We start from the raw sequence: 237 nt of genomic DNA on the forward strand, positions 1-237 counted from the left end.
GCACTTCGGTATTCGTGATTCGGCTGGCAACTGGAACATCGGCGAGGGCCATCGCTTAACACCGGGTGCTATGGACAAGTACCTGGCCTGCTCAATCCGTGATGAGAACCGCGTTGAAACCCGGTCGTTCCGCTCGACCATGCGGTGGGATCGGTTCAAGCGCAACATCCAGTTCTGCGACTCGGTGCAGCGGTACATGGAGCAGGCATCCAACCTAGACTACCTGCTGCCGGAGCG

1 protein-coding gene is annotated in these 237 nt (G+C 59.1%); it reads left to right on the forward strand.

All coding sequences use genetic code 11. The annotated features are described in order from the left end of the window. Positions 1-237: hypothetical protein (locus P9217_RS30355; RefSeq protein WP_278088347.1), on the forward strand; the 237-nt coding region annotated here is incomplete at both ends.

It is taken from the genome of Mesorhizobium sp. WSM4989, assembly GCF_029625795.1.
Lineage (GTDB): Bacteria > Pseudomonadota > Alphaproteobacteria > Rhizobiales > Rhizobiaceae > Mesorhizobium.